Genomic DNA, 22,836 nt, shown 5'->3' on the forward strand with positions numbered 1-22,836 from the left:
TTCAAAAGCCGATTGCAAGGTGCAGCTTTCACATCCCCTGCGGCACGAGAATGGTCGGCCGCTTCGGAAGGCTGCGCATCGAAACCACGATCGTCGGTTCGCGCGCGTAGGCAACGTCGAATTTACCGCTCAGCATGCCGATGAACCGGTCTAGCCCTCCCGGCCTGTGCATCGGCAGGATCATGGATGACCGGAGCCGATCGACCACGCGGCTCATGCTGTCGGCTCCGAGCGTCAGCCCCCCATCCACCGGCACCATCAGGATGTCGAGCCGGCCGATTTCCGTATAATGGCTCTCAGTCAGTTCGTGGTGCAGGTGCCCCAGATGGCCGATGCAAAGCCCGGCGATTTCGAAGATGAAGATGGAGTTGCCATTTTCTTCAAGACCACCGCCCCAGGAGCGGATATCCGTCGCCACATTTCGGATATAGGCGTCGCCGACGACGACGTTGTGCTGGATCTTTTCGCCCGGTACATCACTCCATCCCTGCAGGACCTGCCCAATCCCCGCGTCCGGGTTCAGCTCAAAGTGGGTTGAATGCGCCTTGTTCATCGTTACGACATCGGGAAGGCGCGAGGGCCTGTACACTCCGCTGTAGTCGGTCGCGATGCCGACCCCGCCAGGCGTTTCGATAAAGTAGGTCGAGTGCCCGACAAAGGTGATCCTGACCTCCTCGCGCGCAGACAGTCCTTCCGTCGCGTCGCTCTGGGCCAGGATAACCGGCAAGAAGCTCTCGGGCGCGTATTGGGCAAAGCGCGTTTGCGGCAGCGACTGCGCAATGGCCTGGCACTGGCTGACGGCCATTGGCGCGTCCTGCGCCCGCACCTGTACGACTGAAACGGAAAGGCAGAAGAGAAAGAAGACGACAGTCCGCAGCATCATGCCACTCCCTGACCGGTGGTGGCCTCAGGATGCGACAAGGCAAGGAGACGGTCCAGCAGCTTCCTGCCTCACCCGTCTCACAATTCTGTCATTCGCCGCGTCGGGCTCACGACCAGAATGCGGGCACAGTCTCTTGCAGACGCGGACCGATACGCAGCGGCGCGATCTTCTCCGCAAGCCCCGTCGAGTCGGAAATCTCGACCCCCAACCCGCAGATCGTGGCGGGTCCAGTCGCAGACTCGAACCGCCCCTTCGGCATCTTGGAAATGAACCGGTTCAGGGGCTCTTCCTTGTCCATGCCGAGCGAGGAATCATAATCGCCGCACATGCCGGCGTCGGACATATAGCCGGTGCCGCCGTTGAGGATCTGGCAGTCGGCGGTTGGAACGTGGGTGTGGGTGCCGACGACAAGACTGGCGCGGCCATCAACAAAGTGGCCAAAGCACTGCTTCTCACTGGTCGCTTCCGCATGGAAGTCGAACACGATCGCATCCGCCTGTTCCTTCAAAGGACAGGCGGCAAGGATCGCCTCGGCGGTCTTGAACGGGTCGTCGAGCTCCGGGTGCATGAACACCCTGCCCATCACGTTGGCGACAAGGACGCGGGCGCCGTTGCGGGCGTAATAAATGCTGGAGCCGCGCCCAGGTGTCCCGGCAGGATAATTGGCCGGCCGCAGGAACTGGTCATGCCGGCCGGCGAAGACGACGGCGTCCTTCTGGTCCCAGACATGATTGCCTGTGGTCACCACATCGGCGCCGGCGTTGATCGTTTCCAGGAAGATGTCCTCCGTGATCCCGAAGCCGCCGGCCGCGTTCTCACCGTTGACGATGACGAAGTCGAGCTTGAGGTCCGACACGAGGCCCGGCAGCCGTTCCCATACGGCCGTGCGGCCCGTCTTGCCCACCATGTCGCCAAGAAAAAGAAGTCGCATTCCTATCCAATCTGCTTCTTGAATATTCGCAGCCCGCTTTCAGTCAGCACGGCTTGCAGCTGGACGTCATGGGGCTCTGCGGGCACTGATGCCACTTCCTGGCAATCGAAGGCAATCCCGATCAGATTCGGGCTGAGACCTCGCTGGTGAAGACGGGCGATGGCGCGGTCATAGTAGCCGCCGCCATAGCCGATCCGGTGGCCGTTCCTGTCAAATGCGGCAAGCGGTATCAGCATGATGTCCGGATCGAGCACCTGAGCCTCCGGCCCTGGCGCTGAAGTCCCAAAGCCGCAATCCACAAGCGGCGCGCCCGGAACCAGCTCCCGAAACACGATCCGCTCCTTGTCCAGGATTACAGGCACGCAGATCCGTGCGCCCCGGCTGCGCAGCCCAGCAAGAAGCGGCCGCAGATCGACCTCGGAACGGATCGGCAGAAAGCCGGACACCGTTCTGCCGGAAACGGCTTCGATCGCCGCGGCGCCATGATGTGCAAGTTGCAGGCTCTTCTCGATCCTCTCCGTCACGGAGATGGTGTCACGGGCCGTGAGTCTCCCTGCACGGAGCTCTGCCTTTAGCGTAGCAGCTTCCCCCATCAGACCGGCGTCTCCTCTACCCGGCGCACGAGCAGTTTGTCGATGCGTCGCCCGTCGAGGTCGACGACCTCGAAGAGCCAGCCCTGTCGCTCAAACCTCTCGCCCAGCTCCGGCAGCCTCTTGATCTCGTCCAACACGAAACCCGCTACCGTTTCATAGTCGGGATCCTCGTCGATCCTCAGGCCCATCTCATGGGTGAACTCGTCAATCGGCATCCAGCCGGCCACCAGGAATGACCCGTCGTCGCGCGCGACAATGGCCGGTTCGTCGGTCTCATCTTCCTGGAACACGCCGGTAATCGCTTCCAGCACATCGCCAGAGGTTATGATCCCTTCGAAGTGACCGTATTCGTCGTAGACCAGCACCATGTGCGCGGTCGTGCGTCGCAACGCCTGGATGACGTCGAGGGCTCCGGTCAGATCGGAGACCACGGGCGCCTCGCGCATCAGGTCGCGAACCCCCGGACCCTTGCCCGACGCGATGAGCTCGAAAGCATCCTTGACGAAGAGCACGCCGAGGATCTCGTCCGAGCTGCCGTTGCGAACGGGAAGGCGCGAGCGCTGGGTGATGCGAAGTTGCTCCCTGATCTCGACGAGCTCGTCCTCGATATCGACCACCTCAACGTCTCGCCGTGGCGTCATCAGCCCACGCGCCGTGCGGTCGGCGAGGCGCATGACGCCGGAGATCATGGCAGACTCTTCGGTCTCGATCACACCGGCATTGTGCGCCTCAGCAAGAACCGTCCGAATTTCCTCGTCGGTGACCCGTTCGCCCGTCTCGCCACTCTGGCCGAGAACCTTGAGCACCAGCCGGCCTGATACATCCAGAAGCCAGACGAGCGGAGCGCCGACACGAGCAACCCATGTCATGGCCGGCGCTACGCGGGCGGCAACCGCCTCCGGGGCCCGCAGAGCAATCTGCTTTGGCACCAGTTCGCCCACGATGAGCGAAAGATAGGTAATGGCAACCACCACCGTGCCGACGCCAAGTGCGTCGGACCAGTTGTCTGGAAGTCCTTGCAGCTCCAGCCAACCGGAAAAGCGGGCACCCAGGGTTGCACCGGAGAAAGCCCCTGAAAGGATGCCTACCAAGGTAATGCCGATCTGGACCGATGACAGGAAACGGCCGGGATCATCAGCGAGCTTGAGCGCCTGGCGTGACCCCCGGCTTCCCTGCTCCGCCAGGATTTTGAGCCTGACCGGACGGGCAGACACGACGGCGAGTTCCGACATGGCAAGCAGCCCGTTCAGGACGGTGAGCGCCACGACGATCAGGATTTCGGTGAACAAGAAAAACTCTCGGTTGGGACAAAAGATGTGCACGAAATTCCGCGTCGCGGAACTGATCAAAGGTCACATGACGACTCGTCCTGAGTGGTGATGCTTCTTGCCTTCAGGCTCTTGCACAAGAACCAGCATCTGCAACGAAGATAATAGGGTTCGTCATGGCCATTGCAATGGCCCCGGGCCTTCGGCGTGCTACGTCTGAAGGGTCAGGATCAACTCCGCCCGCGTCCCCTTTGACAGTGATTTGTATTCAACGGTTGACCCCAGCGTCGCTGCCATCGACTTGACAATCCGGCTGCCGAGACCCGTCCCCTGTGGCGTATCCCCTTCCCTCCAGCCAATGCCGTCATCCTCCACGACGAGCAGCGCCTGTTCCGGCGATTGCGCCGTGAACGCGACGCGGACGTCCCCCTCGCCACCCTCGGGATAAGCATATTTGATGGCGTTGGTCAGAAGTTCGGTGACAATCATGCCGACGGAGACGGCCCGGTCGGATGACAGCGAGAGCGGATCCGCCTTTAGCTGGATGGTCGGGCCCTGTTGTTCCATGTTGACGGAGTTCTGGACTTCCTTGACGAGGGTCCCAAGGTATTTGTCCATCTCCACAGTCCGGACGTCATCCGACGTATAGAGGCTGCGATGCATGCCGGCGATCGCCGTGATGCGCGCCTGTGTTTCTGTCAGCGCCTCCTTGACGTCCTCGCTTTTGCTGTTCGACACCTGCAGACGAATGAGGGCAGCAACGAGTGCAAGACTGTTGGCGACGCGGTGATTGACTTCGGCCAGCAGGACTTCCGCCCGCTCTTTGCCCAGGCGAATCTCCTGGTCAGCCTTTTCCTTCGCCTTGCGCAGTTCCGCATTGGCAAGCGCCTGCCGCAACGCGCTTTCCATCAGGGGCCAGAACTCCTCACCGACCGTCTTGATGACATAGTCGGAGGCACCGTTCTTCAACGCTTCGATCGCGATCGTCGCTTCGCTCGAGCCGGTAACGTAGATGACCGGCAGGACGATCTCACGCTCCTTGAGCATGGACAGGATCTGTAGACCGGTCTCAGCACGCAGGTAGTGGTCGAGCACGATGGCGCCGAAGGACCCCTCTGCCAACGCAGCCAATGCCGATGCCGAATCCGCGGCATGAACGACATCATAGCCGGCACGACCCAGATGCCTCTGCGCCAGGCGTGCCAGCGCGAGATCGTCGTCGACATAAAGAACGGTTTGCGGCATCTGCTTCCGTTATTGCCCCGGCACTTGCATCACAGAGAAAAACAGGCCGAGCTGACGGATGGCATTGGCGAAGCTGTCATAGTCCACAGGCTTCGTGATGTAGACGTTTGCGCCAAGGTCGTAGCAACGCTGGATTTCCCGCTCATCGTCCGTGGTGGTCAGGATGACAACCGGCAGGCGCTTCGCATGTGGGTTGGACTTCACCTTTTCGAGGATGTCAATGCCTGACATGTCCGGCAGGTTGAGATCGAGAAGGATCAACAGGTGGCGGTCTTGGGTGCTGGCGCCCGTGCGGTCGCTGCCGAGAATGAAGTCAAGCGCGGAATTGCCGTCGGTGAACGGCACGATCTCGTTGTTGACGCCGGCGCGCCGGACGTTCTTCTCGATGAGACGCGCGTGGCCCTCATCGTCTTCAACCATGACGATGGTGACTTCTTTTGCTGCAGCTTTCATGACCCGCTACTCCTGACAAACTGGGACAAGTCCGATGGCAGACGGATGATGAAAGTGGACCCGCCCCCCAAAGTTGACGTCACGGTAATCTCGCCACCTAAATTTCTGACTAACGATCGGACATGGGCGAGGCCTATACCCTCTCCCGCCCTGTCTTGCACCCCTGATCTGCGGAAAAGTTCAAAGACGCGCTCGTGATCCTCCGGCGCGATGCCGCGGCCGTTGTCTTCGACCTCGATCCGCACGCCATTGCGCTTGGCCGGCATTGCACGCACGGCCAGATGCAGCGGCCGGTCGGCGTGCCGGTACTTGACGGCATTGTCGAAAAGATTGCCGAAGATCTGCTCGAGCGAGAACCGGTCGGACACCATCCCGCGCGCGCCGCCGACGGCGATGCGGATCTCACCGCCAGCCTCATCTACCTGGTGATAGATGCTGGCCGCAGTGTTCTCCAGAAGCTCGGAAAGGTTGATGCTCTCCGGCTTGAGCTCCCTACGTCCATCGCGCGAAATCTTCAGGATCGCGTTGATCAGGCCATCCATCTTCTTCGTCGAGGAGCGGATGAAGCCGATTGCCTCCGGCAGATCCTCCTCCACCGCAAGGCGGGCCTCGCGGATCTGGTCCTCTGTCAGCACGTCTCCGTCCGCCAGCACATAAGCCTTCACCGCAGCGAGCGTCGCATCGAGCTCGCTGGTAAAGCCCATGATGTTGACGAGCGGCGCGCGCAGATCGTGGGAAACGATATAGGCATAGCGCTGAATCTCGCGGTTGGCCTGCATCAGGTCCTCGGTACGCTCCTCGACTCGCTCCTCCAGACTTGCGTTCAGTTCCTCGACCACCCCTCGGGCTCGCGACAGTTCGCGCACATGCTGGGCAACGATGAGTATCGCCCCACCCACGACGGCAATGATGACGATGCCGCCGCCGATGGCAAACCATTGCATCGAAACGGCCGAAGCCGACAGCTCCTCCACCCCCGCATCGAGCCGTGTTTCGAAGGACCGGATGAGATCCTGCAGGTTCTGGCGAGCCTCGTTCATGACCTGTTGGCCATAATCGGCGCGCACCAGCGCAACTGCTCCTGAAACGTCCCCGCTCTCCGCCATCTCGACGGTCTGCCTCAACTCATTGAGCTTCTCGTTGATGAGGAACTCGATTCGGGCGATCGAGTCGCTTACCGATGTCTCCGCTTCCAGCGCTGTCCTTAGCCGCTCCATACGAAGCGGAAGCTCCTGTAGGGACTGCTCGTAAGGCGCCAGGAAGGCGCGATTCTGCGTCAGCAGATACCCGCGCTGCCCCGTCTCGGCCGCATACAGAAGAACCAGCATGTCCGATGATGCCGCGCGGGCATTGCGTAACTGGATGACATTGGTGAAATAGGACTGCGTCATTCGCGCCTGAAACAGCGATGACAGCACGATCCCGATGAGGATGGCGGCGCCGACGAGCAGCATGAGCAGCGACGAGCGGGCAAAGGTATTGGTGTTGAGCGGCATGGGGTCCCGGAAATGTGGAGGCCGGGGGAACCTCGTTTGCGCCAGCTGCAAAGTCAAGCCTCCGGACGTCTTCGCCGGGCGGCGGCTTGGTGCGATCCACGCAACCGATGGAGAGTTACGATCCTGGGTGCCTACAAACGTAGGTGGGCGCCATATGTCCAAGCCCACGGGCCTGGTCAGGGACAGCTCCCTTTGGATCGAGTATGGCCCCAGGGATTGTGGTTCCTGTCGTGAGGCGCAGACCGCACTCCATATATATGCCGGAATCGCGGTCTTCGCCAGAGCTCACAAGCGCATTCCGGCTAATTCACCGGCACGCTCCTTCCCGACAGTTTTCCTGTCAGCGATTCAATGCGGCCCGCCAGCTCACTGAGTGTCGACGCCAACACCATTTCGTTGCTCTGCTGGTGCTCCGTCTCCCCCGCAAGGGTGGACCTCACCTGGTGGATCTCGGCCTCACGCTCGGCAAGCTTGCGCTTTACTTCCGCCAGTTCATCCATGATCATGATGCCCGCCATGACGGTCAACCTCAGATCACCGATCTCACCGAACTGACTCTTGAGGTGGGCGACATATTGGTCGAGACGGCCGGCAAGGTCGGTGAGATGGTCTTCCTGCCCCTCCTCGCAGGCCATGCGATAGGCCTTCCCGTCGATCGTAACCGTCACCTGAGCCATAACGTTTCCTTCAACGGTTAGCGGTCAAGAACCGCTCTTATCGTCTCCATGGCGGTGACGAGCCGGCGCGATACCTCACGGTTTACCTCTTCCAGCCGGTTGGCACGAAACTCGGACTGGTCGAGTTCCTGTGCCAGCCGCGCCCGATCCTCATGGACTCTGCGAACTTCGCCCTCGGCATCGGCGCTCTGGCGCTGGTGCTCGATGCGCATGTCGACGGCGTTCTCAAGACCGCCTATGGCACCTCTGAGCTCTGCAAGCGCCTGATCCAACGTCTTTTCCGCCGGCATTCACGTCTTCCGTTTGAAGTGGCGAATCGGCTTTTGCGCCGATCTGACTGAACCCGCAAACTATTCGCCGTGCGAAGGCTGGTCAACAAAGCTGCAGTTCCAGCGACGCTCAATCTTGTGAATGACGAAAAACGGGAGAGGATTGCTCTTGGCGGAAGAATTCGCAAACCCGCTCGCCTGCAACGGCAAGGGCGCCATCGCGGGGCGCTTTTGTTGACTTGCGCGTTGCACCTGATAAGGATCAGCCGCTTTCACGCGGTCCGTCCGAAGACCGTGAACGACACTCGGAAAATCAGCGGAATAGTCATGATCTCTCGCGAAAAACACAACCGGATGGCCAATGCGATCCGCTTCCTTTCCATGGATGCCGTGGAAAAGGCCAACTCGGGTCACCCAGGCCTTCCGATGGGTGCTGCCGACGTCGCGACAGTTCTGTTCACCCGCTTCATGAACTTCGATCCGAAGAACCCGCTCTGGCCGGACCGCGACCGCTTCGTGCTCTCCGCCGGCCATGGTTCGATGCTCCTCTATTCGCTGCTCTACCTCACGGGCTACGACGACATCACCATCGAGGACATCAAGCAGTTCCGCCAGCTCGGGTCCAAGACCGCCGGCCATCCGGAGTATGGCCATATCTCAGGCATCGAAACGACAACTGGGCCGCTTGGGCAGGGCATCGCCAACGCCGTCGGTATGGCCATTGCCGAGCGCAAGCTTTCCCAGGAGTTTGGCTCCGACCTGCAGAACCACCACACCTATGTGCTGGCGGGTGACGGCTGCCTGATGGAAGGCATCAGCCAGGAGGCGATCGCACTTGCGGGCCACCTGAAACTCAACAAGTTGATCCTCTTCTGGGACGACAACTCGATCACCATCGACGGCGCGGTTTCCTTGTCCGATTCCACGGACCAGATCGCCCGCTTCAAGTCGGTCAACTGGAATACGATCTCGGTTGACGGCCACGACCCGGATGCAATCGCCGCAGCCATCGAGACGGCCCATCTTTCCGACAAGCCGACCCTGATCGCCTGCAAAACGGTGATCGGCTTTGGTGCGCCCAACAAGCAGGGCACGCACAAGGTGCACGGCAATCCGCTTGGCGCAGAGGAAATCGCGGCCGCGCGCGCGTCGCTGGAGTGGGATGCGGAAGCTTTTAGCGTTCCGGCCGACGTGCTGGATGCGTGGCGCCTCTCGGGTCTGCGTTCGGCCAAGGCGCGCAAGGAGTGGGACGATCGCTTGGCGGCAGCTTCGAACGAAATCCGCGCCGAATTCGTCCGTCGCTTCGCTGGCGATCTGCCGGGCGGCTTCGATAGCGCGATCGATGCCTTCAAGAAGAAGGTCGCGGAGAACAACCCCACGGTGGCGACGCGCAAGGCGTCCGAAGACGTGCTTGAGGTGATCAACGGCCTGTTGCCGGAAACGGTTGGCGGCTCCGCAGACCTAACGCCGTCGAACAACACCAAGACCAGCCAGATGACGGCGATCACGCCGACAGACTTCAAGGGGCGCTACCTCCACTACGGAATCCGCGAGCACGCAATGGCCGCTGCTCTGAACGGCATTGCCCTTCACGGTGGCCTCATTCCTTATGCCGGCGGCTTTCTGATCTTCTCCGACTACTGCCGCCCCTCCGTCCGTCTGGCGGCGCTGATGGGGATTCGGGTCATCCACGTTTGGACGCATGATTCGATCGGCGTCGGCGAGGATGGACCCACACACCAGCCGGTCGAGCATCTCGCCGCGCTGCGCGCCATCCCGAACCTGCTACTCTTCCGTCCTGCCGATGAAACCGAAACAGCCGAGTGCTGGCAGCTCGCACTGAAGGAAAAGCGCCGCCCTTCAGGCCTGGCCTTGACCCGGCAGAACCTTGCTCCGGTGCGCAAGGAATATGACGAGAAGAACCTTTGTGCCAACGGTGCCTATGACCTCATCTCGTCGAGTGACGCGCCAGTGACGATCTTCGCGTCGGGCTCCGAAGTCGAAATCGCCGTAAAGGCAGCCGGCATGCTGGAGCAGCGCAATATTGCAACCCGTGTTGTTTCAGTGCCCTGCGTGGAGTTGTTCATGGAGCAGCCGGATGCCTATCGTGAGGCCATCATCGGCACCTCTCCGATCAAAATTGCGATCGAAGCCGCTGTGCGAGAAGGCTGGGACGCCATCATCGGGTCCGACGGCGTCTTCATCGGGATGAAGTCCTTCGGCGCCTCCGGCCCGGCGAAAGAACTCTACAAGCATTTCGGCATCACGGCAGAAGCCGTGGTGGAAGCGGCAGAGAAGCGACTTTCCTGAAAGCCGTTCGCTCGTCAGCAGTTCAACCAGACGTTAAGACAGACTAGCGGGAGTATCTGGAAATGACATTGAAAGTGGGCATCAACGGCTTCGGCCGTATCGGACGCAACGTTCTGCGCGCCATCATTGAATCGGGACGCACCGACATCGAAGTGGTCGCAATCAACGATCTGGGCCCCGTAGAGACTAACGCCCATCTATTCCGCTACGACTCGGTGCACGGCAGGTTCAACGGGACGGTCACTGTCTCGGGCGATACGATCGACGTAGGACGCGGCCCAATTAAGGTGACGGCGGTTAAGGACCCGAAGGAGCTTCCATGGGGCGATATCGACATCGCCATGGAATGCACGGGCATCTTCACCTCCAAGGAGAAGGCTTCGCTGCACCTCGCCAACGGGTCCAAGCGCGTTCTCGTGTCGGCACCTTCCGACGGCGCAGATAAGACCATCGTCTACGGCGTCAACCACGACAGCCTGACAAGGGATGATCTGGTCGTCTCCAACGCCTCCTGCACCACTAACTGCCTGGCGCCGGTTGCCTATGTTCTCCATCGCGAGTTCGGCATCCAGAAGGGCTACATGACGACCATCCACTCCTATACGGGCGATCAGCCGACCCTCGACACTATGCACAAGGACCTGCACCGCGCACGCGCTGCGGCGCTCTCGATGATCCCGACATCGACCGGTGCGGCCAAGGCGGTCGGCCTGGTTCTGCCTGAACTGAAGGGCAAGCTCGATGGCTCCTCCATTCGCGTTCCTACACCGAACGTCTCTGTCGTAGACTTCAAATTCGTTGCTTCCCGCGATGTGACGAAGGAAGAGGTCAATGCTGCGGTGAAGGCTGCTGCTGAGGGCGAACTCAAGGGCATCCTCGGTTACACGGAAGAGCCGCTGGTCTCAATCGACTTCAATCACGACAGCCACTCGTCGACGTTCTCGGGCGACCAGACAAAGGTGCTGGAAGGCAACCTCGTGCGGATCCTGGCCTGGTACGACAACGAGTGGGGCTTCTCCAATCGGATGGCCGATACTGCACTTGCCCTCGGCAAGCTGATCTAAGACGCTCAGCCAGTTCCTTCAAACAGATGGCGGTCCGGCTTTCGGGCCGCCATTTCTTTTGTGGCCGCCCTTCTGTTGCCCGATTTGTTCCCGCCTTTACTATCTCTGGATCGATTCGTCCGCTCGCGGACTTTCAAGATATGATGGCTCTGTCAGCTGGCGGCACCAAGTGCCGTGGGCGAAGGCGATCACGTGATTGTTGAGCCTTAAGGAGAGGAACAGGCCACGATGGTGGAGGCGTTTTATCTATTTCTGCTGGTGGGCACCATCCTTGTGCTCGCCGCCGCCTTTTCCAGCCTTATCGCCTTCCGCTTTGGCGCTCCCCTGCTTCTCGTCTTCCTTTCGATCGGGCTCCTCGCCGGTGTCGACGGCTTAGGCATTGCCTTCGATAATTTTGCTCTCGCCTATATGGTCGGCTCGCTGGCGCTGGCGATCATCCTGTTCGATTCCGGTTTCGGGACCTCTACGCATTCCTTCCGCGTCGCCGCCTGGCCAGCGCTCACCCTCGCCTCGCTCGGCGTCCTCGTAACGGCCTCCATCTTCGCCTTTGCAGCGATGCTGCTTCTCGACTTCACCTGGCTGGAGGGGCTTCTTCTGGGCTCGATTGTCGGCTCGACGGACGCAGCCGCCGTGTTCTTCCTCCTGCGCATCGGCGGCATCAACATCCGCGAGCAGGTTCGCTCCACGCTCGAGATTGAATCCGGGACCAACGACCCGATGGCAATCTTCCTCACGATTGCACTGGTGGAACTGATCGCCAGCGGCCAAGGCTTTGAAGGGCTGGGTACTCAGTTTGCGCTGCTCTTCATCGAGCAGATGGCGCTGGGCCTTGTCTTCGGCTTTCTCGGCGGGATGATGATCGTATGGATCCTCAATCACTTCACCCGAGACAGAAGTCTTGCCCCCATCTTCGTACTGGCGCTCGCGCTTCTGGTTTTCGCTTTCACCGGAGCCATTGGCGGCAGCGGCTTTCTGGCGGTGTATGTCGCGGGCATCTATTCCGGCAACCGGGAGATGTTCGCGCGCGAGTCCATCGCGCGCTTCCACGCCGGGCTGACGTGGCTTGCGCAGATCGTCATGTTCATCGTGCTCGGGCTGCTCGCAACGCCGTCGCAGTTCCCCTCGATCATCCTGCCGGCTGTCGGACTTGCGCTCTTCCTGGTGTTCGTGGCGCGCCCCCTTGCCGTGTGGCTCAGTCTCCTGCCGTTCCAGATGACACAACAGGAAACGGGTTTCATCGCCTGGGTTGGATTGCGTGGCGCTGTCTCTATCCTGCTGGCAATCATGCCCTTGCTGGGAGGTCTGGAGAACGGGCTCCTTTATTTCAACACCGCCTTTATCGTCGTTCTGGTCTCGTTGTTGCTGCAAGGCTGGACCATTAAGCCTATGGCACAGAAGCTCGGCCTGATCATCCGTCCACGCATGGGCGAGATCGACAAGATCGAGCTCGACCTGCCGGGCAAGTCGACGCACGAACTTCTGTCCTACCGCGTCATGAAGGACAGTCCCGTGCTTCGCGGCGAACGGGTGCCTCGATGGGCCATGCCGTCGCTCGTGATCCGCGATGGCCGCAGCATGCGCTACCAGTATGCGGGCCGACTGCAGGAAAACGACCAAGTCTATCTCTTCGTCACGCCGACTTACATCCGGCTGCTCGACCGGCTGTTCGCCAGCCGGGTTCCGGTGGAAGATGATGATGAGGATTTCTTTGGGGCGTTCTCGGTTTCACCATCGCGCCCGGCGCGGGAGCTCGACGCCGCCTATGGGCCCGGCTTGCTTTCCTCGACCGAGCAGAACATGACCATCGCCGACCTCATGACCCACCGTCTGGGCGGGCGCGCGGAGTATGCCGATCGCGTCCGTTTCGGCTCCGTCGTCCTGATCGTCCGCGACCTCGACGAACATGACGCGATCGCAGCGGTCGGCGTTTCTCTGGAGCCCGTGGAGCCAGCAACCGCGTTGCCGGTCTTCATTAACATGCGCGAGATCGCGCACCGGGTACGCGATCAGCTGCGCCGCTACCGGGGCAAGTCGGTCTCCAGCAAAAACACGCCACATACACCTCCGCAGGACTAACGATCGACGCAAAGCCGGCGCTTCGCCTTGCGCCAAACATCAGGAATAGTATGGTCCGCTTCGCAATTTCAAGCTGACGAGAACCCATTCCATGCCTGCGTTCAAAACACTCGACGACCTCAACGACATCGCCGGGAAGCGCGTTCTGGTGCGCGTCGATCTCAACGTTCCCGTCTCCGAAGGCCGGGTGACGGACGCGACCCGCATCGAGCGCGTTTCTCCGACGATCCGCGAGCTTTCCGAGAAGGGTGCCAAGGTGATCCTGTTGGCCCATTTCGGTCGCCCGAAGGGCCAGCCGGTTGCCGACATGTCGCTATCGCTGATCGCGCCTGCCGTGGAAGACGTGCTGGACCACGCGGTCTTCTTCGCCCCCGACTGCATCGGCACGCCGGCCGAGGAGGCGATCGCCAGGATGAACAACGGCGACATCCTGCTTCTGGAAAACACCCGCTTCCACAAGGGCGAGGAAAAGAACGATCCGGACTTCACCGCGGCTCTGGCAAAGAACGGCGATATCTACGTCAACGACGCGTTCTCCGCCGCCCATCGCGCCCATGCCTCGACCGAAGGCCTTGCTCGCCACCTGCCCGCCTATGCCGGCCGCACCATGCAGGCGGAACTGGAGGCGCTGGAAAAGGGACTCGGCAATCCCTCGCGCCCGGTCGTCGCGATTGTCGGCGGCGCCAAGGTTTCAACGAAGATCGATCTGCTGATGAACCTCGTGAAGAAGGTTGATGCTCTGGTGATCGGTGGCGGCATGGCCAACACCTTCCTGGCGGCCCAAGGGATCGACGTCGGAAAATCGCTTTGCGAGCACGACCTCGCGGACACTGCCCGCAAGATCATGACAGAGGCGGAAGGCGCCGGGTGCTCTATCGTGTTGCCGGTGGACGGTGTTGTCGGACGGGAGTTCAAGGCCGGCGCAGCCAACGAAATCGTGGCCATCGACGCCATTCCGTCCGATGCCATGGTGCTGGACGTCGGGCCGAAGTCAGTGGCAAAGGTCAATGACTGGATCGCCAAGGCCCACACGCTCGTCTGGAACGGTCCTCTCGGCGCCTTCGAGATCGAGCCTTTCGACGCTGCAACGGTCTCTGCAGCGCGCCATGCGGCGGAGCAGACCCGTTCCGGGCTGCTTGTCTCGGTGGCCGGCGGCGGCGACACGGTTTCCGCCCTCCACCATGCCGGTGTCGCCGACGACTTCACCTATATTTCTACAGCCGGCGGCGCCTTCCTGGAGTGGATGGAAGGCAAGGAGCTACCTGGAGTCTCCGTGCTCAGCCGCTAGTCGAGGATCTGTCGAAGGCACGAGAAATAGGCCGTTCCGCGCCTTCGTCAACAACATCTGAAATATTTAGCCGTTTGAAACGATTGAATTGAATTCAATCGTTTCAATGACTTACCCCAGGATTTACTTCCGCCCCACATCTGTTATCGGCCATTGATAGCCTCGGAATACAGTGCAGATGAGCGCATATCGCGCCAATTTTGGGATAGGAGTGGGACATGGTGGACGCAAAGATGTTGAACAAAATGAGCTCTGCGCCTGGCTTCATCGCGGCGCTGGACCAGAGCGGGGGGTCAACACCTAAGGCATTGAGCCTCTACGGCGTTTCCGAATCCGACTACCAGAGTGAGGAGGAGATGTTCCGCCTGATGCACGCGATGCGCGTCCGCATCATGAGCGCGCCGGCCTTCACGGGCGACAAGGTCATTGGCGCCATCTTGTTCGAGCGTACTATGGACGGTGATGTCGAGGGACAGGAAGTACCCTCCTACCTGTGGGAAAAGCGCGGCGTCGTGCCGTTCCTCAAGGTCGACAAGGGGCTGGAGGCCGAAGCAAGCGGCGTCCAGTTGATGAAGCCCATGCCCGAGCTGAATGCTCTCCTGACCCGCGGGCGCGAGAAGGGAATCTTCGGCACCAAGATGCGTTCGGTCATCGCTCATGCTGACAAGGATGGGATCGAGGCCGTTGTAAAGCAGCAATTCGAGGTGGGTCGCCAGATCATTGGCCAGGGCCTCGTGCCGATCATCGAACCTGAGGTCTCCATCAAGAGCCCCACCAAGCAGGAAGCCGAAGTCATTCTGCGTGATGCAATTGCCGAGCAGCTCGACAAGCTTCCGGCAGGCGAGAATGTCATGCTGAAACTGACGATCCCGACCGTTGCGGATTTCTATGCTCCATTGGGGGCCCACCAGTCCGTCATCCGCGTCGTTGCACTTTCCGGCGGCTACAGCACGGCCGATGCCTGCGAGAAGCTCAGCCACAACCGCGGCATGATTGCCAGCTTCTCGCGCGCGCTGACGGAAAAGCTGCGCGTTTCGATGAGCGACGACGAGTTCAACACGAGCCTCGCGAAAACAATCGATCAGATCTATGCTGCCAGCGTGAACAAGGCCTGATCGGGTCACAAGACGCTGCGGCCAGCCGAACCGTTGGCCGATCAACCACCGCTGCGTTATGAGCAAAGGCTGCGCCGGAAACGGAGCAGCCTTTTTTGGTTGCCTGTAGTGACAGTCGCGCTAGGTGAAGTCCCGCGCTAGAAGCGCCAGCGCCCAGATCACGAAGGCAGCCACCGCGACCTTCCAGAAATCGGCGCGACGCTTCAAGCCAGGCAGGCCGAGCGGCCGGATGATGTGAACCGCCATGGCAAGGAGCAACAGGATGCCGATCAGCTTCGAGATGTGTTTCTCTCCCGTTCCGTCGTCACAGGCTGGTCACGTTTAGTGGCCACCAATGCCGACGCACCGAATCGTATAGGCAGGAATGCGCTACCGGTCGTTAATCCTCAATGGATGCTGCCTGCAACATAAATCCCGATATGCCCCGCGAGGCACGTCCCCAGATGCACAAGTTGGCCACTACATATGCAACGTAACCTGCTGCCGGTCCTGGCGCTTCTGACGAGCACGCTCTTCCTGTTTCTCGGCAACGGACTACAGGGCCTTCTCCTGCCCGTTCGCGGATCGTTTGAAGGTTACTCCAACGAAATCCTCGGACTGATCGGCACCACCTGGGCGACCGGCTTCGTCGTCGGCTGCTTCGTGGCGCCGAATCTTGTCCGCCGCATCGGCCATGTGCGCGCCTTTGCGGGTTTTGGCGCGCTGATTTGCCTCAACGTCCTGCTGACCGGGCTCCTGGTCGATCAGACCGCTTGGCTGATCCTGCGCGCGGTGACCGGCTTCTGCACCGCCGGCACCTCCATGATTATCGAAAGCTGGTTGAACGAGAGAGCCACGAATGAAAGTCGCGGTGCTATCTTCTCCTTCTACATATCGATCACGCTGTTCGGCGTCGTCGGCGGCCAGATGATGGTACCCTTCGCCGACATTTCCACGCCGACGCTGTTCATGATCTGCGGCATTCTCTACTGTTTCGCCATTATTCCGACTGCTGTGTCGAAGGCAGCCTCGCCGCAACCGCTGAAACGGGTTCGACTCGACCTGAAAGCACTCTATCGGAATTCTCCGGTCTCCTTCGTGGCCATCCTCCTCGTCGGCACCGCCAACGGCGCCTATGGTACCTTGGTGGCGGTGTTCGGGGCGCGCGCCGGGCTGCCGGAAGACAGCATCGCGATCATGGTCAGCGTCACCATCCTCGCGGGCGCCATTGCTCAGTTTCCTGCAGGCCGCCTTTCGGATCGGATGGACCGGCGGTTTGTCTTGGCGGCGCTTGCGGGGCTGGGAGCAATCGCTGGTCTCGGATTGAGCCTTTTTGAACCCGCAAACGTCTATGTCATTCTGGTGCTTGTGGCGGTTTACGGTGCGGCTTCGAATGCCCTTTATCCCATTGCCGTCGCGCATGCCAACGATCACGCCGCTCCGGAAGACTTCGTCAAGGTATCAGGGGGGCTTCTGCTCATCTACGGCGTGGGAACCATCATCGGCCCCACCCTCGGCGGCCCTGTCATGACGTGGCTCGGTCCCTATGCCCTGTTCGCTGTCACGGCACTAAGCCATGTCCTCGTGACCGCCTATGCCATCTTCCGAAGCCGCCGGCGTGCCCCGGTGCCGGTAGAAGACCGCGACAGCTATGCCGGTTCTCCGGCACTGGCTCCCTCCTTGACCACGCCTGAAAGCTTGCTGCTTAATCCTCGTGCCACGGAAGGCACCGAGGATGGAGAGGAAAGGCAGCCGACATGAGCATCGCCGACGACGACAGGCCAAAGAAGCAGGTAAATTCGCACGAGGTCGGCTGCGACCTCAGTTCACTTTCTGTCGAGGACCTGGATCAGCGGATCGACCTTCTACAGAACGAGATCACGCGCCTTCAGGCCGACAGGGAGAAGAAATCGGCCGGTCGCAGTGCTGCCGAAAGTCTCTTTCGCCTTTGATGAAACGGAAAAGATTAATGGTAAACCAATTCGGACTTTAACCGGATCTTAATCATCAAAGCGGAAGATAAGAAACATCCGGGCCTCCCGGACTCAGACGGTTTCACCACGTGGCGAAGAGGTCTGACTTTCTCCCTGTTTTACCTTGAGAGCCGCTTTCGCGGCTCTTCTTTTTTTCCAGCACCGTCAAAAGTGTGGGTATTAACCCTTCCTTAATAAACGGCTTGCCGATCGGCGCTATAAACCTCATCTTAACTTACGAGAACACGGACGCGGAACTTTCTTTCCCCGTCATCATTGCCCGAGTGATGCGTTAGCAAGGTGAACTTCATGTCGGAACAGGGACTGAACACAGTCAACTTCGCAGGCCGCGCTGCCGCCTCCTCGCATTTCAAGGCGCTTTATGCCGAAGGGATGTCGTTGGTCGAGGAGACTGCAGCCTATTTGGATGGGCCCGGGCGCACTGCCTCGAAGGTTCTGCCTCGGCTCGCGTCGGTTCTCTACGCGGCCGAATCCATGAGACTCACGACACGCCTCATGCAGATGGCGTCCTGGCTTCTGCTACAGCGCGCAGTCAACAACGGCGAGATGAGTCGGGATCAGGTGCTGGTCGAGAAAAACAAGGTGCGTCTGGACGGCTTCAATGTCGACAAGAACGCCCCGGGTTGGCTGGATCTGCCGGAAGGGTTTCGGGACCTTGTTGAGCGGTCCCTGCGCCTGCAGAATCGTGTCGCTATCCTCGATCGTGAAATCTATCGACCCAAGGACGCTGTGGTCACCCCTGACAACGAGAACGGCGTGCGCGCCCAGCTTAACCTGCTACAGACGGCCTTCAGCGCCTGAGGCGAGATTAATCCACCTATCGAAAGGGCAGGCTTCGGCCTGCTTTTTTGTTCGCGGACAAAGAAAAAGGCCCGGTCAAGGATCGGGCCTTTTTATGAAGGGGACGATCGATCGGCTTAGAGGCCGAGACCACCAAAACGCTTGTTGAACTTCGAGACGCGGCCGCCACGGTCCATCAGTTGCTGGTTGCCGCCGGTCCAGGCCGGGTGCGACTTCGGATCGATTTCAAGGTTCATCGTGGCGCCTTCCGAACCCCAGGTGGAAAAGGTTTCGTATTCGGTACCATCGGTCATGACGACCTTGATCTTGTGGTATTCGGGATGGATATCAGTCTTCATGGCCCTATTCCTGCTGTCCGGGTCCATATGCCGCAATTGCGATCTCGAACCCTCTTCAATAAATGAAAGCCGCAGACCATAAGGCCACGGCTTCCCAATTCGATGCGGAGCCTATACAGGATGGGCGCCGGGAGCACAAGGCCCGTCGGCCTCAGAAAGAGGCGGGCGAGTAAGAGGGTAAAGTGGCATACGCAGAAGACAAAAAGCCAAGAGGCAAGGCAATTGGGCCGTTGGCGAGGCTCCTTCCCTACCTCTCCCGCTATCGCGGTCTTGTTCTCGGTGCCCTCTTTGCCCTGATCCTTTCGGCAGCCACGACCCTGGCCCTTCCCCTCGCCGTCCGCCGCATGATCGATCACGGATTTGCAATCTCCGACGGCACGTTCATCAACAACTACTTCGGCATGTTGTTTGGCCTCGCTGTCCTGCTGTCGCTTGCAAGCGCCCTCCGCTACTACTTCGTCATCACGGTGGGTGAACGCGTCGTCGCCGATCTGCGGCGTGACGTCTTTGCGCGGATCACGAGCCTGTCGCCGGCTTTCTTCGACGTCAACCAGTCGGGCGAGATCGTGTCCCGCCTGACGGCTGACACCACCCAGATCAAGTCCACCTTCGGATCTGCCGCCTCCCAGGCACTGCGCAACACCATCCTGTGCCTCGGTGCCATGGGGATGATGATCTACACGAGCCCCAGACTTTCCGGCCTGGCGCTGGGGGCGATCCCTATCATCGTCTTCCCGCTCGTCGCTTTCGGCCGCTCCGTACGGCGCCGTTCGCGCGCAGCACAAGATACCCTGGCGCGCACCTCAGCCTATGCCGCCGAAACGGTCGGCGCGGCTCGAACTGTCCAGGCCTTCAACGGCGAAGCTGCGGCCAGCAGCCGCTATGCAGGAACGGTAGAGGAAGCCTTCGAGGCCGCACGCGCTGCCATCCGCTCGCGCGCTCTGCTCACGGGTTTTGCGATTCTCATGGTCTTCGGCAGCATTGTCGCGATCCTCTGGTACGGCGCCCAGAACGTGTTGTCCGGAACGATGACCGCAGGCACGCTCGGCCAGTTCGTTCTCTATTCTGTCATCGGTGCAAGCGCCTTGGGCCAGCTCTCCGAGGTCTGGGGAGAGCTCTCGCAGGCAGGCGGCGCCGCCGAACGGCTAACGGAGCTCCTGCGCGAAGAACCTGCGGTTAAGGAATCTTCCGACCCCATCAGCCTTCCCGCACCGCCCCGCGGCGACGTGGTCTTCGATAGGGTCTCCTTCGCCTATCCAACGCGTCAGAACACCATAACGCTGAACGGCCTCTCCTTTCACGTCCACCCTGGTGAGACGGTTGCCTTCGTCGGACCCTCGGGTGCGGGCAAGAGCACCATCTTTTCGCTCCTGCTGCGGTTCTACGACCCCGTCTCCGGGTCGGTACAGCTGGATGGGATCGATATTGGGGAGGCGTCCCTCCAGCAGTTACGCGATCGGATAGCAATCGTCCCGCAGGACGTCACCATCTTCGCTGCCTCGATCCACGACAACATCGCATTCGGTGCACCGGAGGCAAACCGGGAAGCAGTCAGGGCCGCAGCCATCGCCGCTCAGGCTAACGAGTTCATCTCGAAGCTGGACCATGGATATGAGACCTTGATTGGCGAACGTGGCATTACTCTTTCCGGAGGCCAGCGCCAGCGCATTGCGATCGCTCGGGCAATCCTGCGCAACGCGCCGGTTCTGCTTCTCGACGAGGCGACCTCGGCGCTTGACGCGGAAAGCGAAACACTGGTCCAGAAGGCTCTGGATGGTCTGATGAAGGATCGCACCACACTGGTGATCGCCCACCGTCTGGCAACCGTGCTCAAGGCGGACCGCATTCTGGTGATGGATGAGGGGCACATCGTCGAGGAAGGCACGCACCAGACCCTGATCGCCAAGGGCGGACTTTACGCCCGTCTCGCCCGCCTGCAGTTCCACGATCTAGAGCGCGATACCGTCAGCGCTCTGTAAGTTTCAGTTCGATACGCCGATTCTGGTTTCGCGCCTCCGGCGTGTCTCCCTCGGCGATCGGCTGATACTGACCAAAGCCCGCGGCTGCCAGTCGCTCTGCCGGCACTCCGAGCGAGATCAGATATTTGACGACGGACGTTGCTCGCGCCGTTGAGAGTTCCCAGTTGTCCGCGTAGCGGCCGGCTCCGGTGAGTGGAGAGGCGTCGGTGTGGCCATCCACACGCAGCACCCAGTTGATCTCGGGCGGGATTTCCTGCGCCAGCTCCAGAAGAGCCGCAGCGAGCTTGCTCATTTCGTCGCGACCGGCGGCATCGAGCTCTGCGCCCCCCACCGGGAAAAGCACCTCCGACTGGAAGACGAACCGGTCGCCGACGATGCGAATATTCTCACGGTCGGAAAGAATTTCCCGTAACCGCCCGAAGAAGTCCGATCGGTACCGGTTCAGTTCCTGCACCCGCTGCGCCAGCGCCACGTTCAAGCGTCGACCAAGATCGGCAATCTGCGCCTGTGATGCCTGGTCCTTCGATTCCGACGCCTGCAACGCCTGCTCGACCGCCGCGATTTGCGCACGAAGGGCAGCGATCTGCTGGTTGAGCAGCTCGATCTGGTTCATCGCACGCGCGCTGACCTGCTGCTCCTCATCGAGCTGTTCCGTCAACTGCCCGATCCGACTGTTCGCCGCATCGTTGCTTCCTGCCCCCTGATCGAGAAGCGCCTGAAGGCGTGACCGCTCGGTTTCGGAACTCGCGAGGGATGATTGCAGATTTGCAAGGGTGTCTTCGAGGTCCTGGGTGTTCCCCTTTTCCAGCGCAAGGAGTTCAGTGAGTTCAGCGATCTGGCTGTTGAGTCGGTTAAGCACCTCGTCGCGACCGGTAATTTCCCGGCTAAGGATGAACTGGGCCAGCACGAAGACCGTAAGCAGGAACATGATGGCAAGGAGCAGAGTGGAAAGCGCATCCACGAAGCCAGGCCAATAGTCGACCCCCCGTTCCCGGCGACGATTTTTCACGAGCGCCATGCGTTACTTGCTCCCGATTTTCTCGGAGAGCCGGTCGAGCGTACGGCGCAGTGCTTTCGCCTCCTCCTGCTGAGCCTCGATCCAGTCGCGCAGCATCTGCTGCTCGTTGCGCATGTTCTTGACGAGTCCCTGGATGCCTTCAGCAAGATTGGCCATGGCGGACAGCGACTTCTCGTTCTGTCCGCCATCGCTCGCCCTTGCCTGAACTGCCGCCAGCTTGCGCAGCTGATCGGTGAGTGCCTTCAGCTCCTCCGAGGAAGGCGTGCCCGCACCGCTTGCCGCAGGCGTAAGATCGAAGCCGACATCGGTAAGCGAAGAAAGCCAGTTTTCGAGTTCCGTATAGAAGCGGTTCTGCGCCCGGCCCGCCTGGATGTCGAGAAAGCCAAGGATAAGCGAGCCGGAAAGGCCGAGGAGCGAGGACGAGAATGCCGTCCCCATGCCGGAAAGCGGCGCCGTCAGCCCGCTCTTCAGGGCCGCCAGCACATCATTCGTATCCCCACCATTGGGGTCGAGCGTCTGGATTACGGTGCTGATCGATCCGATTGTGCCGATCAGGCCCCAGAACGTACCGAGCAGCCCGAGGAAGACCAACAGGCCGATGAGGTAGCGGGATATCTCGCGCGACTCGTCAAGGCGGGTGCCGATCGAATCGAGGATGGAGCGCTGCGAGGATGGCGAAAGCGACATGGTCTGGCGACGGCCGATCAACGCCCGCATGGGTGCGAGCAGCCTTGGCTCCCGCCCCACCCGGTCGGCACTGCCCGCAGCTCGATAGGAATTGAACCAGCGCACTTCGGGAATGAGGCTGATCACCTGGTTGAAGACCAGCACGATGCCAATAATGAGGACGCCAAGGATGAAGCCGTTCAACCCCGGATTTGTCATGAAGGCGCTGTGCGCCTGCCGGTAGAGAATGGCCGCGATGAATCCGACGAGGATGAGGAAGATCAACATCGTCCACAGAAAGGGGACGGGATTGGAGAGTTTGTGGCTGTAGCCGCGGCCTGTTTCCGACTCGTCCAGATCGTCCACTCTCGCATTCGCCATGTTGTGACTCGG

22 protein-coding genes and 1 other RNA gene are annotated in these 22,836 nt (G+C 60.6%); 9 read left to right on the top strand and 14 right to left on the bottom strand.

Features of this window, described 5'->3' with window-relative positions; all coding sequences use genetic code 11:
* Positions 1–28 precede the first annotated feature (28 nt).
* From LXM96_RS02555 to LXM96_RS02600, 10 genes are all read right to left on the bottom strand, one after another.
* Positions 29–883, bottom strand: a complete 855-nt coding sequence (locus LXM96_RS02555) for an MBL fold metallo-hydrolase (RefSeq protein WP_239996780.1) — start codon at positions 881–883, stop codon at positions 29–31.
* 106 nt (positions 884–989) lie between these two features.
* The gene (locus LXM96_RS02560; protein ID WP_239996781.1) at positions 990–1,814 is read right to left on the bottom strand and encodes a TIGR00282 family metallophosphoesterase; all 825 of its coding nucleotides are present in this window, start codon (positions 1,812–1,814) and stop codon (positions 990–992) included.
* Positions 1,815–1,816: 2 nt separating this feature from the next.
* Positions 1,817–2,407, bottom strand: a complete 591-nt coding sequence (locus LXM96_RS02565; protein ID WP_239996782.1) for a 5-formyltetrahydrofolate cyclo-ligase — start codon at positions 2,405–2,407, stop codon at positions 1,817–1,819.
* Positions 2,407–3,681 carry a hemolysin family protein gene (locus tag LXM96_RS02570; protein ID WP_239997189.1) on the bottom strand — a complete coding sequence of 425 codons (1,275 nt, stop codon included), beginning with the start codon at positions 3,679–3,681 and terminating at the stop codon, positions 2,407–2,409. The genes LXM96_RS02565 and LXM96_RS02570 overlap by 1 nt, the downstream gene beginning before the upstream one ends.
* A gap of 204 nt (positions 3,682–3,885) precedes the next feature.
* A complete protein-coding gene (locus LXM96_RS02575) occupies positions 3,886–4,920 on the bottom strand; it encodes a sensor histidine kinase (protein WP_239996783.1) in 1,035 nt (344 codons plus the stop codon).
* Positions 4,921–4,929: 9 nt separating this feature from the next.
* Positions 4,930–5,373 carry a response regulator gene (locus LXM96_RS02580; RefSeq protein WP_239996784.1) on the bottom strand — a complete coding sequence of 148 codons (444 nt, stop codon included), beginning with the start codon at positions 5,371–5,373 and terminating at the stop codon, positions 4,930–4,932.
* Positions 5,370–6,869, bottom strand: a complete 1,500-nt coding sequence (locus LXM96_RS02585; protein WP_239996785.1) for a sensor histidine kinase — start codon at positions 6,867–6,869, stop codon at positions 5,370–5,372. The genes LXM96_RS02580 and LXM96_RS02585 overlap by 4 nt, the downstream gene beginning before the upstream one ends.
* 89 nt (positions 6,870–6,958) lie before the next feature.
* A non-coding RNA gene (gene ssrS, locus LXM96_RS02590) (6S RNA) lies at positions 6,959–7,116 on the bottom strand.
* 55 nt (positions 7,117–7,171) lie between these two features.
* Entirely contained in the window at positions 7,172–7,546 is a 375-nt protein-coding gene (locus LXM96_RS02595; protein ID WP_239996786.1) for a cell division protein ZapA, read from the bottom strand.
* Positions 7,547–7,563: 17 nt separating this feature from the next.
* Positions 7,564–7,836 carry a DUF4164 domain-containing protein gene (locus tag LXM96_RS02600; RefSeq protein ID WP_239996787.1) on the bottom strand — a complete coding sequence of 91 codons (273 nt, stop codon included), beginning with the start codon at positions 7,834–7,836 and terminating at the stop codon, positions 7,564–7,566.
* Between the two features lie 306 nt (positions 7,837–8,142).
* Between LXM96_RS02600 and tkt the strand changes: the two genes are divergently transcribed.
* From tkt to LXM96_RS02625, 5 genes are all read left to right on the top strand, one after another.
* A complete protein-coding gene (gene tkt, locus LXM96_RS02605; protein ID WP_239996788.1) occupies positions 8,143–10,125 on the top strand; it encodes a transketolase in 1,983 nt (660 codons plus the stop codon).
* 62 nt (positions 10,126–10,187) lie between these two features.
* A complete protein-coding gene (gap, locus tag LXM96_RS02610) occupies positions 10,188–11,189 on the top strand; it encodes a type I glyceraldehyde-3-phosphate dehydrogenase (RefSeq protein ID WP_239996789.1) in 1,002 nt (333 codons plus the stop codon).
* 228 nt (positions 11,190–11,417) lie between these two features.
* The gene (locus tag LXM96_RS02615) at positions 11,418–13,265 is read left to right on the top strand and encodes a potassium/proton antiporter (protein ID WP_239996790.1); all 1,848 of its coding nucleotides are present in this window, start codon (positions 11,418–11,420) and stop codon (positions 13,263–13,265) included.
* A gap of 91 nt (positions 13,266–13,356) precedes the next feature.
* Complete coding sequence (locus LXM96_RS02620; protein WP_239996791.1) at positions 13,357–14,553, top strand: phosphoglycerate kinase; 1,197 nt, start codon at positions 13,357–13,359, stop codon at positions 14,551–14,553.
* Positions 14,554–14,771: 218 nt separating this feature from the next.
* Positions 14,772–15,668: a fructose bisphosphate aldolase gene (locus LXM96_RS02625; protein WP_239996792.1), complete on the top strand. Its 897-nt coding sequence runs from the start codon at positions 14,772–14,774 to the stop codon at positions 15,666–15,668.
* A gap of 120 nt (positions 15,669–15,788) precedes the next feature.
* On the opposite strand, the gene LXM96_RS21545 is transcribed toward LXM96_RS02625, so the two are convergent.
* The gene (locus LXM96_RS21545) at positions 15,789–15,914 is read right to left on the bottom strand and encodes a hypothetical protein (RefSeq protein WP_262913450.1); all 126 of its coding nucleotides are present in this window, start codon (positions 15,912–15,914) and stop codon (positions 15,789–15,791) included.
* 219 nt (positions 15,915–16,133) lie between these two features.
* Between LXM96_RS21545 and LXM96_RS02630 the strand changes: the two genes are divergently transcribed.
* The 3 genes from LXM96_RS02630 (at position 16,134) to rcdA (ending at position 18,442) form a co-directional block, all read left to right on the top strand.
* Positions 16,134–17,408 carry an MFS transporter gene (locus LXM96_RS02630; RefSeq protein WP_239996793.1) on the top strand — a complete coding sequence of 425 codons (1,275 nt, stop codon included), beginning with the start codon at positions 16,134–16,136 and terminating at the stop codon, positions 17,406–17,408.
* Positions 17,405–17,599, top strand: a complete 195-nt coding sequence (locus LXM96_RS02635; RefSeq protein ID WP_239996794.1) for a DUF1192 domain-containing protein — start codon at positions 17,405–17,407, stop codon at positions 17,597–17,599. Before LXM96_RS02630 ends, LXM96_RS02635 begins: the two co-directional genes overlap by 4 nt.
* Positions 17,600–17,929: 330 nt before the next feature.
* Positions 17,930–18,442: a protease adaptor protein RcdA gene (gene rcdA / locus LXM96_RS02640; RefSeq protein ID WP_239996795.1), complete on the top strand. Its 513-nt coding sequence runs from the start codon at positions 17,930–17,932 to the stop codon at positions 18,440–18,442.
* A gap of 116 nt (positions 18,443–18,558) precedes the next feature.
* Here rcdA and rpmE read toward each other — a convergent pair whose 3' ends face one another.
* Positions 18,559–18,780 (bottom strand): 50S ribosomal protein L31, encoded by a 222-nt coding sequence (rpmE, locus tag LXM96_RS02645; RefSeq protein WP_239996796.1) that lies wholly within the window; start codon positions 18,778–18,780, stop codon positions 18,559–18,561.
* 182 nt (positions 18,781–18,962) lie between these two features.
* Here rpmE and LXM96_RS02650 point away from each other — a divergent pair, with 182 nt between their 5' ends.
* Positions 18,963–20,759: an ABC transporter transmembrane domain-containing protein gene (locus LXM96_RS02650; RefSeq protein ID WP_239996797.1), complete on the top strand. Its 1,797-nt coding sequence runs from the start codon at positions 18,963–18,965 to the stop codon at positions 20,757–20,759.
* On the opposite strand, the gene LXM96_RS02655 is transcribed toward LXM96_RS02650, so the two are convergent.
* Entirely contained in the window at positions 20,746–21,777 is a 1,032-nt protein-coding gene (locus tag LXM96_RS02655; protein WP_239996798.1) for a peptidoglycan -binding protein, read from the bottom strand. The two genes, LXM96_RS02650 and LXM96_RS02655, sit on opposite strands and share 14 nt — an antisense overlap.
* Positions 21,778–21,780: 3 nt before the next feature.
* A complete protein-coding gene (locus LXM96_RS02660; protein WP_239996799.1) occupies positions 21,781–22,824 on the bottom strand; it encodes a flagellar motor protein MotA in 1,044 nt (347 codons plus the stop codon).
* Positions 22,825–22,836 lie beyond the last annotated feature (12 nt).

The sequence above is a fragment of the Rhizobium halophilum genome (assembly GCF_021648825.1).
GTDB lineage: Bacteria > Pseudomonadota > Alphaproteobacteria > Rhizobiales > Rhizobiaceae > Neorhizobium > Neorhizobium halophilum.